Origin of the sequence: Legionella quateirensis, from assembly GCF_001467955.1 — a bacterium.
In the GTDB taxonomy this organism is placed as follows: domain Bacteria; phylum Pseudomonadota; class Gammaproteobacteria; order Legionellales; family Legionellaceae; genus Legionella; species Legionella quateirensis.
Genome location: NZ_LNYR01000046.1, coordinates 37,148 through 50,277, shown reverse-complemented (window position 1 = coordinate 50,277; position 13,130 = coordinate 37,148). Strand labels below are relative to the sequence as shown.

The window sequence follows — 13,130 nt, the reverse complement described above, 5'->3', positions numbered from 1 at the left end:
AGTGTGTAATGCCATTAAATGTAGTGGTGATTGGTGCAAGCCGCGGTATTGGTTTGGGTTTTGTAAAAGAATATTTGACTCAAGGCCATAATGTACTTGCAACGTATCGAAATAATGGAAAATGGGATGGGTTAAGAGTATTAAAAGAGGAATATGCTGGGCGTTTAGAACTCAGCGAATTGGAAACCACAGACTATGAAGCGGTTGATCTACTTAAAGATAAAATTCATAGACCGATTGATATTCTTATTTTGAATGCTGGAATTATTCTTTGTCCTCCTGGCTCTCAACCATTAACTGAACGAGTTGAGGACATACGCCGAACTATGGAAGTGAATACTTTTGCTCCAGATCAAATCATGAGAACGTTATTTCCCAAGGTACTGCATCCTCATAGTTGTGCCGTTTATATGAGCTCTACTTTAAGTAGCTCTGCTAATAATTTAAAAGGAAGATATCAATCTTATAGAGCAAGTAAAGCTGCGGGCAACATCCTATTTCAAAATTGGAACATTGAGTTAGCAAAAGAATGGTTTGTCAATGGCGGTGCTGTCGATGATAGGCCTTGTGCCTTTCCAATCTCACCGGGTGTGGTACAAACCGATATGGGCGGCCCAACAAGTCCATTAACTGTTTCTGAGAGCGTTGCCGGGATGGTAAAAGTAATCCATGATGTAAGAAAACATAAGCAATGCTCTTTATATCTCTATGATGGCAGTGTCTTGGAAGCGTACCCCGAGCCTGAGATTGTTACGGCAAAGCGCACTGAATTGAGAGTTCAGTGCACATTATAAGTGTCGCGATAAAGGATCTGTTTAACTGTTCGATCAAATAAACAAAACAATATAGCCCTGTGAAATCGGGCTATGATATAACTATAAAACGACTTTGTGAATTAAGGGCTCGCCATTCAATAATCTGATCAGTATGACTCACCGTATTGGTTAATACGATATAACGCAATGACTTTAATTGACTCACTAATTCTGGATAATCCAGAAGAAACTCCCATTCCTCAGCCGATATCCGTAGATGCGTAATGTTCTGTGTTCTTAGATGATCCAGATAATCTTCTCTACAAGCGGTTACCTGATTAAAATCCAGGGTTCCACCTACAATTATCGAGGATAACATACTCATCATGAGCAGGTTAAAAGGTACCGAAGTATGAACATTTAATAGGGAATGCTCATTTAAACCTACAGTATTAGCATACCAATAACTGTAATTAATAATTTGCTTTTGATTTAATGTGTCACATACTGATTGCGGTGTGTAAAAACGCAAACACTCCTGTTTACCAACTGATAAATTAGATGAATAAACAGTTAAATTTTGACTCATAGGTTTGTGATCAAGCAAGGTTTCAGCTTTATAATTTGCTACTGATTCCTCAATAAAAGTACCTGGTGTTATAGGGACGCCAATATGTCCCGCTTTTAAAATACCTAGCATTAAGGCAAGTGTTGTCGCACTGGGGACCATTGAAAACGATACGGCAGATTGATGAGGCAATTGTAATGATTGTAAATATGAAGAGATAGATTCTGCTTCTAACCAAAGCTGGTAATAACTTAAAGGGGTATTGTTTTCAAAGAGTACCGTTTTTTCCGGGGAAAATTTAACTCGTTGTTCAAATAAATCGGTAATGGTATTACTCGGTAAGGGACGATATTCCCCAATACTCCATTCCAATAACTGAGCGTGCTCATCTTGTTCAAGAAATGAAAATTGATGCACTAATAAATTAGGTTCCGAACACATTATTTGCAAAATAGTGTTTATATGAGCTGACATATTTTCCAGCACGGGCATTACCGTTCCACCTTGATAATGACTATTAATATAATGCGCTATATTGATTTCATCTGAGTCAGGCTGGATGCCAAAATGAATTAAAGAGTTTTCTGTACGCTCAGTTCCTACGGTAATTACATACTTTTTAGCTTCCTGAACTATAGATGTTAAAGACGGTTGTCGCATATAAATATCATTAAGATAAGTTCCATGCCTACGTATAGAGTTTAATTTTTGACTAACCAGTTCTATAATTTCCCCAATTTTTAGATCGCTTTGAAAGTCATGTGCAGAGATGGGCAAAAGATTAGAAAAAAGATTAGTTGTATTTAACCCTTGAGGTTGATGCCAAAATACAGTGAAGGATTCGTAATTATTAATTCGGTACAAATAAATCATTATACTTGCGAGCAGATAAACTTCAGAACTATGAGCCAATTGTGTTGAAGCTGTATTGAGTCGAATTGGAGAAAGCTTTTTCTCGGTTCCATTTTCCTCAAACATTCTATCTGAAAAAAAACCATGCTCTGTGCTTGAGATAAGTTGTTTTAACCAATATTGCTCATGAGTTAAGGCTTTTTTATAAACGGGTGTATTTTCTTCAACAATTTGGGGTGATATTTGGGGAAGATGACTATTAACTTTTATGTCATAAGTTTCAATAAGCTCTTTTGGTGTTACTGAAGCACCCATAGGAGTTATGATTTTTTTAATCACAATCGGTTGAGTAAGAGTAGAAACTATTAAACCTTCGTTTTCTATTGCGAGCACTACACCGCCTTGTTGTATTGAACAAGGATACGTGGATAAGGCAACATCCATAACAATAAGAAATGTTTGATTTAAGTAGAGCTTTAACAACCCGACATTATTTGTATAGTTGCCAAAATTAAGTGCACGGTAGCATTGGATTACATCCTCCGCATTAGCCTTGTTCCAATTGATAAAACCCATATCAGGAAGAACGTGGCTTAGCCCATAATAACTCCGACTTTCTTTTTGTTGTTTCAATGTGTTTAACGAAGAGGATTCAATTTTTTGAAGGATGTCTGAAAATCCCTTCACCGCTGCTTCAAAACATCGTAAATTCAATGTCAGAACTGTCTCATTATTAGCAATAGGGAATTTATTCTGATAAACAATATCTCCCTCATCTATCCCCTCATTAATAAGATGCCATGTAATACCGTGAAAGGTCTCGTTGTTTAAAATAGACCAGGTCGTGGCGTGTACACCAGCATATTTTGGTAACAAGGAATCATGATAATTAATGGAGGCATAGCGTGCTATTTGCAGATCTTCTTTGGTTAGAATTTTACCGTTTACGATGCTAAACAAATAATCGACACTCTGTTTTTTTTCACCTGGTAATTCATTTAAGGTCGGTAAACAAGGAATATTATGTTTTTCACACCAGTTTTGTATAGAGGCAACCTGAGAAACTACCCATTTAATTTCATGATTTTTTTCGAGTAGCACGTTCCCACATTGAATTAACAAAGAGTCTTGGCCAATTAAAAGGAAGGTCAAGCGCATTGGAGCTTCTCCTGTATAGAGCCGGCGATACTGTCAAGACTATTTCCCAAACGGGCAATATGCCAATCAGGCCGTAATAAAAGATAAGAATAGGGGTAAGTATTCGCAGCTACTTTCACAATGTGAATATCATCCAAGGAAAATACATCTGCAATTTTTTTCTTTTCAGACTCTTGAACTGGATCTGAATCACAAACAATAAGATTCCATAGAGTAGGGGATAACGTGGCGTAAATAGTGTCGTTTTGATGTATGGCATGAGGCAAAAAATATCCCGGTTCGGTTTTAGGGGTATATTCAAATGGATTATTTTCTTGCACTTGCTGGGGCATTAATTGAGTTAATGGGGAGTCGAAATACGCATACCCTAAAGTAAGGCCTGAGGATCTTAAATAGCGGTTTCCTAAATCAGCATAAGCCATGGTATATGCTTTATAATCTACTTCAGGGGGATATTTTTTCTTTAGTTCTAAAAACTCTAACGCATTATTTCCCGCAAAATTCAGATTACTTAGCCATATTGGATGACGTTCTTTTGCATAAGTCTCAAGTAATTTGGCTGAAGCTTTGTTTTGAATAACTGCAGCTAATTTCCAACCCAAATTATGAGCATCACCAAATCCCGTATTTAAGCCCAATCCTCCGGTGGGAGCAAAAGCGTGAGCGGAATCTCCTAACCAAAAAACTTGATTATTAAAATTGAAAAAATCCGCAATTTTAACTTGCATATCCCATATATTAAAATCAACTATTTCTTTTTCAATGGGAATACCCACAATAGCATCGATTATTGAGGAAATTGAAAGTTCATCTGGATCTTCTGGTTTATTCCAGACAATTTGTGCTAGCCATAGTCCTTCTTGCAGATCGATAGGGCCTACAAAAGCCATAGCACCCTCTGCCAATACGAAATACATAATGCCATCAGGAACAGTTTTTAGTTGCATCAGTTCTTTAGAAATGAACATCGTACCCAGCATTTTTGTGGCATCTGACATCGTGTTGTAACAATTATTAAACAGTTGTTTTGTCGGGCCGGTACTCCCGTCACAACAGGCCAGGTAGTTTGCTTGATGAACCTTTTTCTGTTGGCTGTTTTTATCAAAAGAAGTGATAGAGACAATCTTATTATCAATTTGTATGTCTTGGACTTCGTGTTCTTTAAGAAAATCAACACTTGGAAACGCCTGTAGCCTCGTACGCAGCACCTCTTCTGTAATCCATATAGGGGATCGAACACCTGCTTTAGGGGAGGCATTTTCTTTTAGTTGATTATCGCCCCATGCTGTTTCAAAATAGGTTTCTCCGCATAAGGTAGAACACCAAATTCCAGTTTGAGGTAAATCTTTGGGGAGCAATAGACTCTCTTCAAGAGCCATGTCTGCACCCCAACGTATAAAAAATTCCATAGTGCGGGCCGATAATGATTGTGCGCGTGGCATTTTCAATGGCTTCGCATATTTTTCAAGAACCAGAGTTTTAACCTGGTTCAATCCTAATTCTATAGCAAGGGCAATTCCAACAGGGCCGCCCCCAACTATAATGACTTCATAATTAGAATTGATCATTGTTTAAATAATCGGCATTTGGATAGAAAGACATCCATAGTTCAGTGATTTTATGGTTAACGATTTTATAATGCATAATCGATTCCCATTTTACTAAGCCACCATCTTTAAGTATGTGACGTTGTTTCATCCGAATTGCTATTTTACCCTCTGCTTCATCAATAAATTGGTCTTCAATAATGTAATTGACTTCAGCAAATTTAGTTTTTGAGAACTCCAGACGATTTAGAATATCCTTCAAGGTTATTTCAGTAAAATCCGAATAAGCACGAATATTTTCATCATAAAAAGTAGGAATTTTTTCTTCGTCACGATTTTTCCATGCTTGATAAAAATCAGCAATAAACACTTCAAGTGCTTTTTTATCCATCACCAACTCCTGGAGAATGATTGTTAAAGAACTAAATCGACACTGATTTAGTTCGTGTTGGCGATTATCTGATCATACATGTTGGAGTGTCAAGATTGTTTTTTAAGCATGATGATCAAGCAATGGCTACTGTGTTGTGCCCAATAAAAATCTAGTAGATCGCAATGAATTCACCTTGCTTTATTCTGGAGCATTTGTATGTAATAATATTGCAAGACTTTGGAAAAAAAATAAAAAAATGGAACAATAATATGCTTGAAGAATTAACAAGTCTTCAATCTTTTTATGAAAAAGCCCGAACTCTTGTGTCAGCGGATGTCTTTTCGTTCATTGATGGCGGAAGTTTGGATGAGCTTGCAGTAAAAAGAAACCGACAACACTTGAATGACATAAGACTAGTACCTCGAGTTCTGCGTGGATTGGGTGAAATTTCTGCTCAAACACAGATATTCGGACACAACCTTTCTACACCTGTTCTAATAGCTCCATCAGCTTATCATGGGCTTCTGTCACCAAAAGGTGAGTTGGATATGCTTGAAGCAGCAAATCAATTCAATACGATTATGATATTGAGTATGTTTGCTTCCGTTGATCACATTTTAGTGGCTCAAAATAAAAAAGGGCCATTGTGGTTGCAAATGTATTTTTTACAAGATAGATCTATAAATAAAAATTTCATTCAAATGGCACAAGACAATCATTTTGATGCCTTGGTAGTCACCGTTGACGCACCTGTTTACGCCAAAAAAGAACGTGAATGCGCGCAACCTCTAAAGTTTCCTGACAACACCTCTTTTGCTCATTTAGAGCGACTAGGGATACCCATTAATCAATGTCTGAAAACAAAAAAACATCTTTCCACGCTTTTAGATCATCAAATCAGTTGGGATGATTTAGATTGGCTTGCTCAAGAAACTCAATTGCCAATTATTTTAAAAGGAATACTCGACCCGCGTGATACAGAAATAGCCCTTGGTTATCCTAATGTTAAAGGCATTATTATTTCCAATCATGGCGGCAGGCAATTGGATTCAAGCTGTACCGCAGTAGAAATAATGAAAGAGCATAAACAAGTAGTTGGCGATAAAGTAAAACTCTTTTTAGATGGCGGAATTGCTCGTGGAAGTGATGTATTTAAAGCATTAGCTTTAGGTGCTGATGCTACCTTAATCGGTAGAGCTGCGTTGTGGGCTTTAGCTGCGGGCGGCTCGAAAGGTGTTTTTCACGCGCTTTCTATTTTGCAACGCGAATTAATTGAAACCATGATTTTATGCGGATGCGCCAGTACTAAAGATATCACTTCTGATTTTATCAAGCTGTAAGGAAAAAAACATGAACACACAAAAATTTTCAAATTTAATTGAAAAAATAGCTTATGTTGAGATGTACGTGGGAAACATTTTTCATGCCAAAAGCTTTTTTGTCAATGCGATGAAATTTGAACATATTACGACCAAGAAAAATGAAAATACAGTACAGTATTTATTGAAACAGGGCGATATTCATATCGTGCTGAACTCCAGTTTGAGTCAAGATAATCCAGTAGCTAACCACCTGACTAAATTTGGAGACAGTATCAAAAAGATAAGCTTCTGGGTCCATGATGTGGATGCTTGTTATCATAATACAACCAGCAAGGGGGCAGTTGCGAGTTTAACTCCTCAAATAAAAGATGGTGTGTATACTGCATCTGTGGAGGTTTTTAACTCCGTAGAACATGAATTTTTGCAAATCAGCTCCTTTCAAAAAATTCCTGGTTTTGAGTATGATGAGCAAGCCGTACAACCTAATTCCATGCTTTTTGAAATTGATCATATTGCCTTTTGTCATCCAAGCAATACTATAGAAAAATGGGTGAAATTCTATCAAGAAGCGTTTTCATTCTCAGAAAATAAAAATGAAGATATCTATTCTGAGGAAAGCGGGATGCATATCATTATTATGAAGTCTCCTAATGGACGAGTTAAATTGCCACTTGTAGAACCCAGTGCAGAAAAGTCTCCTTTGAATACTTATCTCAAATACAATCAAGGGGCTGGAGTCCACCATATTGCATTTGCTACAGATGATATTATCGATGCGGTTAATCATTATGAGCAAAATTGTGGCGAACTAAGAAAAGCCTCTCCTCGGTATTATGATGAAGCAAAAGAAACCTACCCCAATCAAGTTGAAAACATTGATCGACTTGCACCTTATGGAGTTATGTTAGAGCAAGACGATAAAGGTATTTTATTCCAAATATTTACAAAACCGGTAGTGTCGCGGCCTACACTGTTTTTAGAGTTTGTTCAACGCGATGTTTGTGAAGGGTTTGGCACGGTTAATATTAAATCTTTATACGAGACACTAGAAGCTTAGGTATGGAATTTAATTGATATGAGAGGGGTGAAGCAATGAGAGAAAAACACTCGGGACTAATTAATAACACCTCTCAATGGATAAGAATTATTGGTGATCCTGTTTTACATCAGCCTGGCTTAAGGTTTCCACTAGATGCCTCTCCGGAGGATCATTTGGAATTAAACCGTCAAATAAATATTGCCAAGAGTATATTGATTAAAACCGGTGGTGGTGGAATTGCTGCGAATCAATGTGTTGAAATACAACGACCTTACCAATTTGCCATTGTGGGGGTATTTCATGAGAGTGAAGAACATGTTGCAGGTGTTACGAGGCGATATCCATCGGCAGTCTTTCCGCAGGCGATGATCATGGTTAATCCTATTATTTTGGAACAAAGTAGTAGGATGCAAAAATTTGACCATGGATGTCTTAGTGTTCCATGCCCTAATCGCTGTGCGATTCAAAGCCCTGAAGAATTAACCGTTCAATATTTGGATCCGGGTCAGGATATGAAGTCAGTGACATTGACCTTGGGTGGTAGTGCGGCCATCGCTTTATGGCATGAAATGAATCATATTCTGGATGGGAAAACCTACATTGATACTGCTTTAGCTGCTTTGAATGACTCTGATTTTAATGAATTTGAATTCATGATTGCTGAAGAGTTGAACCGTCGTGAACTGGGGCAGGTAACTCCTGAAATTATTCTACCGCCCTTTTATTTCTCAATTACGATTGAACATAATAGTTCTCGCTTAAATAAAGAAGCGTTGAGTCATGTTGTACCTAAAATGACTCCAGAAACTCTTAAAGGAATTAATCTTCGTTGTAAAACACTGAGAAACACCTGGAGTTCTGCTTCTGAAGAGTTGGCAGAAAAGTCTCTTACAGAAGAATTAATTAAGCGGGTTGAGCGGCTTGAAGAGCAAGTCAATGAATTAAAAAATTCAATGCCTTCGGAGGAAACATCTGCCCATTACTCAGCAAGCCCTAAGTTTTTCAATAAATAATTAAAATGAGACAGCCCATGAATGAGAGGATACAGCCCTTAGAAATTCAAACCTATATTAAATTAGCGCAAAAAAACGATGTAATCTCTTTTGCAGCAGGTTTACCGGATCTTTCTGTTTTACCATTGTCTCAGTTGAAGGAAGTTTATCTTCAATTGGCTGAGGAATCAGACCGTTCTTTTCAATATCAGTCAACATCAGTGCATTTGAAAACGAAGATACAAAATATAATGGCTAAGAAATCAGTGCCTTGTCAATTGGATGAAATTCTTATCATTAATGGGGCGCAGCAGGGTATTTTTCTAACGGCTCATTTATGGTTCAGAGAAAAGGCTTCATTACTGATCGAAGAGTTTGTTTATCCCGGTTTTTTGCAAGTAGCTAATCTGTTTAATTTGAATTATTTACCCATTCCCTCACTGTTTAATGAAGGGATCGATCTGGATTATCTTGAAACTATTTTAAAAACAAAAAAAACACTACCTTATTTATATATTGTGTGTAATGGACATAATCCTCAGGGCATAACCTGGAATACCCAATTAAGGAAAGAACTAGCGGCATTGGCAGATCGATATAATTTCATTATTATCGAGGATGATCCTTATGGCTTTCTAAGTTTTTCTGATGAAGAATATTTACCAATGCGTTCTTATACAAAAAACGCAATTTATATCAGTTCCTTTTCAAAAATCATATCACCAGCCTTAAGAACAGGGTGGATTGTCGGGGATAAAGAAATTATTCAAAAGTTGGAGCAGTTAAAAGACATGAATGATCTGTCTGTTTCTAATCCTAATCACTTGGTGGTGAATCGTTTTTTGGACTCTTTTTCTCTGCCCCAAGTCATAGAGCCGCAAGTCAAATTATACAATAAAAAATTGGAATGTATGATCACCGCTTTAAATGAACATATGGAAATTGAATTTAATTATGTGAAACCGCAACATGGGATGTTTGTTTGGCTTGAATTTCCTCATATTAATATAGAACGGCATAAAGAGTATCTGTTTGAAAAATCAAAAACACTCTTTATACCGGGCTCTGCGTTTGCGGTGGATAAATCGATTAACAAACAAGCTATGAGATTGAATTTCACCTATCCTTCATGTGAAGAGATTCAATTAGGTATAAAAAAACTTAATGATTCTATAATCAATTTGCCTGCTTTCAGCCGCAGATCGCCACGCATTGCGAGCATACATCGGCAGGAACTTACAGTTGCCTAGATAAAAAATCATCAATCATAAGTCTTGAAAGACTTATAGGTTTTGGGAGTTTTGGTAACTTGTCCAGAGAAAACCATTGAGCATCCTCGAGCTCCTTGGGATCGAATTGAAGTTCCCCGTTGTCGTATTCTGCTATAAATCCTAGCATTAAATTGCTAGGGAACGGCCAGGGCTGCGAGCCAAAATATTGAAGATTTTTTATAGTAATTCCTACTTCTTCTTTTACTTCCCGGACAACCGTTTGTTCCAGAGATTCTCCAGGATCAACAAAGCCTGCGAGAATACTATAAACTCCGGGCATAAAATGGGGTGAACGAGCCAACAAAAGTTGATTTTCGCGCCAAATTAGCACCAACATCGCGGGAGATATATGAGGAAAGGTCATGAAACTACAGGTTGAACATATTTTGGCGCGCTCTTTATTGCTTAATTGATTATTTTGCCCACAACGCCCGCAAAACTGGGTATTTTTATCCCAATTTAAAAGCTGTTTTGCCCGCGATACAATGCTAAATAAGACCTCATTATTTAGGGTTTCATGCGCCTGGCGTATGTGTTGGAAAAAAGTATTGTGTGGAAGTGACTCAGGAGCCTTATCCAGACTGAGAGCAAAGCAATGTGTTGTATTCCATACGCCTAAATAAAGCTGTTGTGAGATATATGGACTAAGAAAATTAGTGTCCATCCATTGAGGAATTGAGGTAAGACCTGGTGCGCTATAGAGCAGAATTTCTTCACCAAAAAAAATAAACCAGAGTACAGGGTCCGTGAGAGTTGAGGGAGGAATAATGTGTGTCGTAAATTGGCTCATATAGAACTCCTGGTTTTAAGCAGTTATAAAAACATCATCTATTTAACATAGAATCTAATGATTGACAAAGATGCTTGATGTTTAGATCCACGAAGAAAGGAGTTATTCGGTGTATTACAAAGATATTATAGAAGAGATACATTGCTATTGTTCCCAATCTCCAAGTACTTTAATTCAGGTAAAGAAATAAGCTCAAAAAATCAAATAATTATTGAACACGAATTTCAACACACCCTAATCATATACAAAATAAACCTTCTCTGATGATGGAAAATGACCAAGAGCCTGAGCTTGCAGAAAACAATACAAGTCCAGTTCTAACCTGTTAATTTTTTCTGCAGCTCACATTAAAATCAAGCAAATGACATAGTATTATTATTGAGTAAGGAGGTCTCTTCAGTGTCAGGTTTGGGTTTTTTACTAAAAAAACCTAAACAACTTGTTCGTCCTGATTTATCTGGCATAGGAAGATCTAATGCTTGTATTTCAGTTGTTAAACGTTCTAAATTTCCATAATCTTCTTCAAACTCAGTACTATCTACTCCCAATAATTCTTGCTGCTCAGGTGACAGGTTCGCAAGATCGTTGATGAGTGCATCACCTTTCATATGGTGCAAATAGAACTTGATTGCATCCATTTTAAGGAGTAAACGGGCTGCGAGCGTGTCATCATTTTCAAGCGAGCCAAATTTTGCCACTGCTTTTTTGATCACTACATTAAAAAGCGACGTCAATGGCAAAAAAGAAAGTACTTGTAATGTAGGTATGGAAATATCCAGTAATGCAGGCCTAATTCCATCCCAGATTGGATCTGAAAAAACTGTATTAATTAACTCATAACCACTTGCATAGGCGAACGTAGAAATATACAAGTTTGCCAGTAAAAATAGAGCAAAAGTTTTTGGATATAATTGGGCTTCCAGAGAAAATTTATCACGAATTCCATTCCAGGTAGTTAAATAATCGTATATTTGTTTTCCGATAAATGTTCCATAAAAAGCACATAAGACCCCAGTAGAATAAGCAGGTAAAGTTCCGGCGAAAATGTTTGCAGTAATATCTAAACCTGCCATAGCCCCTATATAATAAGAGTTAGCAATCCAACCAATACAACCAGTCACTAAAACGGAAGCCCCCAAAAATCCTACCGGGCCGCTTGTTAACACATTATTTGCTTTGGTCAAGAGTGTGCGAAAAAAAGAGGGTGATTGAGTTTTTGGAAGTACCGGATTATTTGTTCTTGCCAGCTCTACAAATTTAATTAAGTTCATATCGTTATTTTGAATCGCTCTTAAACCTTGACTGGAGGAGCCTTTTTTCATGATATGATCTTGTACCAGTTCCTGAGCTCTTGCTGCAAAAGTGGATGCAATAGTAGCCCTATATTTTGAAAAAATGAGTTCCTGCTCTTTTGACAACTTTAAAAACTCATTTTGTGCTGATGTGTTTCTACAATTTGCTAAAGAAGAAAATAATTTTTCAAAAGGAATAATAGGTAATCGAAAGTACCAGTATTCATCGGAGAGTATAAGATTCCATGAAACGGCGTGTAAAATGGTATTTGTGATAATAGAATGAGCCACAGTAATATCGATGCATGGTGCTTGAGTGCAATCCGGTAAAGGGAATAAATAGACCGCGATCCCAAATGGAATTGCGCAAACAACCGAACCCAAAACCATTTTTGTATATTTTGAAGCCAGTTGTTTCGTTGTTGGCAACTCAATAAGATCCTTTATTTCTTTGGGTGGTTGAAGTTCTGCTTGAACGTAATCAAATAAACCATCTGTAGCGTTCATTAAAAATAAAACATTGCTAAGAGGGTTGGATATGGCGAAACTATAAGCAAGCCAAGGGGCCAGATTTTTTGATTGGGCATAAGCCCATGAGGGTGGCCATGCATAAATTCCCCCGGTCCCACCCAAAACTTCTAAAAATAAACCCAGTTTACTTGCCATATTAAAAGGTATTGGATTACCGCTATGTTCCTTTATAAAATAGTCATAAAGTTCACTCAGACTAGATTGGGTCAAATCCGGAGCATTAGAGTGTGAGAGTGGGGTAAAACTAGTGTAATTTGTAGAAGAGTTACCATGTACAATGGTAGTTAACTCGTCATCATTAATAGAAACCGAAACTAAATCCTGCTCATCTAAATCATGATCTTCATAGTCGGCTATTTGTGAGTAGTCTTGTTTTTTAATGATTTCTTCACGAGCATACATAAGAATAAATACCTGGCAGAGTGCTTTAAAAGGCAGCAAGAATAATTCAAAATTTAAGCAAAATCCATATTCTTTTTCATATTGACTCATTTTTAAGTTCAAATACCCTCTTTACCATACTTGTTGGTATGTTGGGGAACACCACGTAAATCCTTGATTTACATGGTGGCCAGAGGCGGAATAGAATCATCGACACGCGGATTTTTAATCCTAATTATCATCAAACCCTTACTAATCA

The 13,130-nt window shown here is 37.2% G+C and carries 10 protein-coding genes; 5 read left to right on the top strand and 5 right to left on the bottom strand.

Features of this window, described 5'->3' with window-relative positions:
• Positions 1-8: 8 nt before the first annotated feature.
• Positions 9-794 (top strand): SDR family NAD(P)-dependent oxidoreductase, encoded by a 786-nt coding sequence (locus Lqua_RS15265; RefSeq protein WP_162264413.1) that lies wholly within the window; start codon positions 9-11, stop codon positions 792-794.
• 70 nt (positions 795-864) lie between these two features.
• Here Lqua_RS15265 and Lqua_RS15260 read toward each other — a convergent pair whose 3' ends face one another.
• Genes Lqua_RS15260 through Lqua_RS15250 form a run of 3 tightly spaced genes read right to left on the bottom strand, consistent with a single transcriptional unit; the run spans position 865 to position 5,271 of the window.
• On the bottom strand, positions 865-3,333 hold the full coding sequence (locus Lqua_RS15260; RefSeq protein ID WP_058475149.1) for a formyltransferase family protein: 2,469 nt from the start codon (positions 3,331-3,333) through the stop codon (positions 865-867).
• Positions 3,324-4,901, bottom strand: coding sequence for an FAD-dependent monooxygenase (locus Lqua_RS15255; protein WP_058475148.1), 1,578 nt, complete (start codon positions 4,899-4,901; stop codon positions 3,324-3,326). Before Lqua_RS15255 ends, Lqua_RS15260 begins: the two co-directional genes overlap by 10 nt.
• Positions 4,888-5,271: a nuclear transport factor 2 family protein gene (locus Lqua_RS15250; RefSeq protein ID WP_058475147.1), complete on the bottom strand. Its 384-nt coding sequence runs from the start codon at positions 5,269-5,271 to the stop codon at positions 4,888-4,890. The genes Lqua_RS15255 and Lqua_RS15250 overlap by 14 nt, the downstream gene beginning before the upstream one ends.
• A gap of 164 nt (positions 5,272-5,435) precedes the next feature.
• On the opposite strand from Lqua_RS15250, the gene Lqua_RS15245 reads away from it, so the two are divergent.
• From Lqua_RS15245 to Lqua_RS15230, 4 genes are read left to right on the top strand one after another with little or no spacing between them, the layout of a single operon-like run.
• The gene (locus tag Lqua_RS15245) at positions 5,436-6,593 is read left to right on the top strand and encodes an alpha-hydroxy acid oxidase (RefSeq protein ID WP_083501367.1); all 1,158 of its coding nucleotides are present in this window, start codon (positions 5,436-5,438) and stop codon (positions 6,591-6,593) included.
• A gap of 10 nt (positions 6,594-6,603) precedes the next feature.
• Positions 6,604-7,632, top strand: a complete 1,029-nt coding sequence (locus Lqua_RS15240; RefSeq protein ID WP_058475145.1) for a VOC family protein — start codon at positions 6,604-6,606, stop codon at positions 7,630-7,632.
• Positions 7,633-7,667: 35 nt separating this feature from the next.
• Complete coding sequence (locus tag Lqua_RS15235) at positions 7,668-8,627, top strand: peptide deformylase (RefSeq protein WP_058475144.1); 960 nt, start codon at positions 7,668-7,670, stop codon at positions 8,625-8,627.
• Positions 8,628-8,644: 17 nt separating this feature from the next.
• Positions 8,645-9,856, top strand: coding sequence for an aminotransferase-like domain-containing protein (locus tag Lqua_RS15230; RefSeq protein WP_058475143.1), 1,212 nt, complete (start codon positions 8,645-8,647; stop codon positions 9,854-9,856).
• Here the strand turns inward: Lqua_RS15230 and nudC are convergent.
• Positions 9,843-10,667: an NAD(+) diphosphatase gene (nudC, locus tag Lqua_RS15225; protein WP_058475142.1), complete on the bottom strand. Its 825-nt coding sequence runs from the start codon at positions 10,665-10,667 to the stop codon at positions 9,843-9,845. The genes Lqua_RS15230 and nudC overlap by 14 nt on opposite strands.
• A 353-nt stretch (positions 10,668-11,020) precedes the next feature.
• Positions 11,021-12,994, bottom strand: a complete 1,974-nt coding sequence (locus tag Lqua_RS15220; protein WP_133141047.1) for a hypothetical protein — start codon at positions 12,992-12,994, stop codon at positions 11,021-11,023.
• Positions 12,995-13,130: the final 136 nt, after the last annotated feature.

Coding starts and splice junctions, on each gene's coding strand:
- Lqua_RS15265 (WP_162264413.1), top strand. CDS start 9: ATGCCATTAAATGTAGTGGTGATTGGTGCAAGCCGCGGTATTGGTTTG.
- Lqua_RS15260 (WP_058475149.1), bottom strand. CDS start 3,333: ATGCGCTTGACCTTCCTTTTAATTGGCCAAGACTCTTTGTTAATTCAA.
- Lqua_RS15255 (WP_058475148.1), bottom strand. CDS start 4,901: ATGATCAATTCTAATTATGAAGTCATTATAGTTGGGGGCGGCCCTGTT.
- Lqua_RS15250 (WP_058475147.1), bottom strand. CDS start 5,271: ATGGATAAAAAAGCACTTGAAGTGTTTATTGCTGATTTTTATCAAGCA.
- Lqua_RS15245 (WP_083501367.1), top strand. CDS start 5,436: ATGAATTCACCTTGCTTTATTCTGGAGCATTTGTATGTAATAATATTG.
- Lqua_RS15240 (WP_058475145.1), top strand. CDS start 6,604: ATGAACACACAAAAATTTTCAAATTTAATTGAAAAAATAGCTTATGTT.
- Lqua_RS15235 (WP_058475144.1), top strand. CDS start 7,668: ATGAGAGAAAAACACTCGGGACTAATTAATAACACCTCTCAATGGATA.
- Lqua_RS15230 (WP_058475143.1), top strand. CDS start 8,645: ATGAATGAGAGGATACAGCCCTTAGAAATTCAAACCTATATTAAATTA.
- nudC (WP_058475142.1), bottom strand. CDS start 10,667: ATGAGCCAATTTACGACACACATTATTCCTCCCTCAACTCTCACGGAC.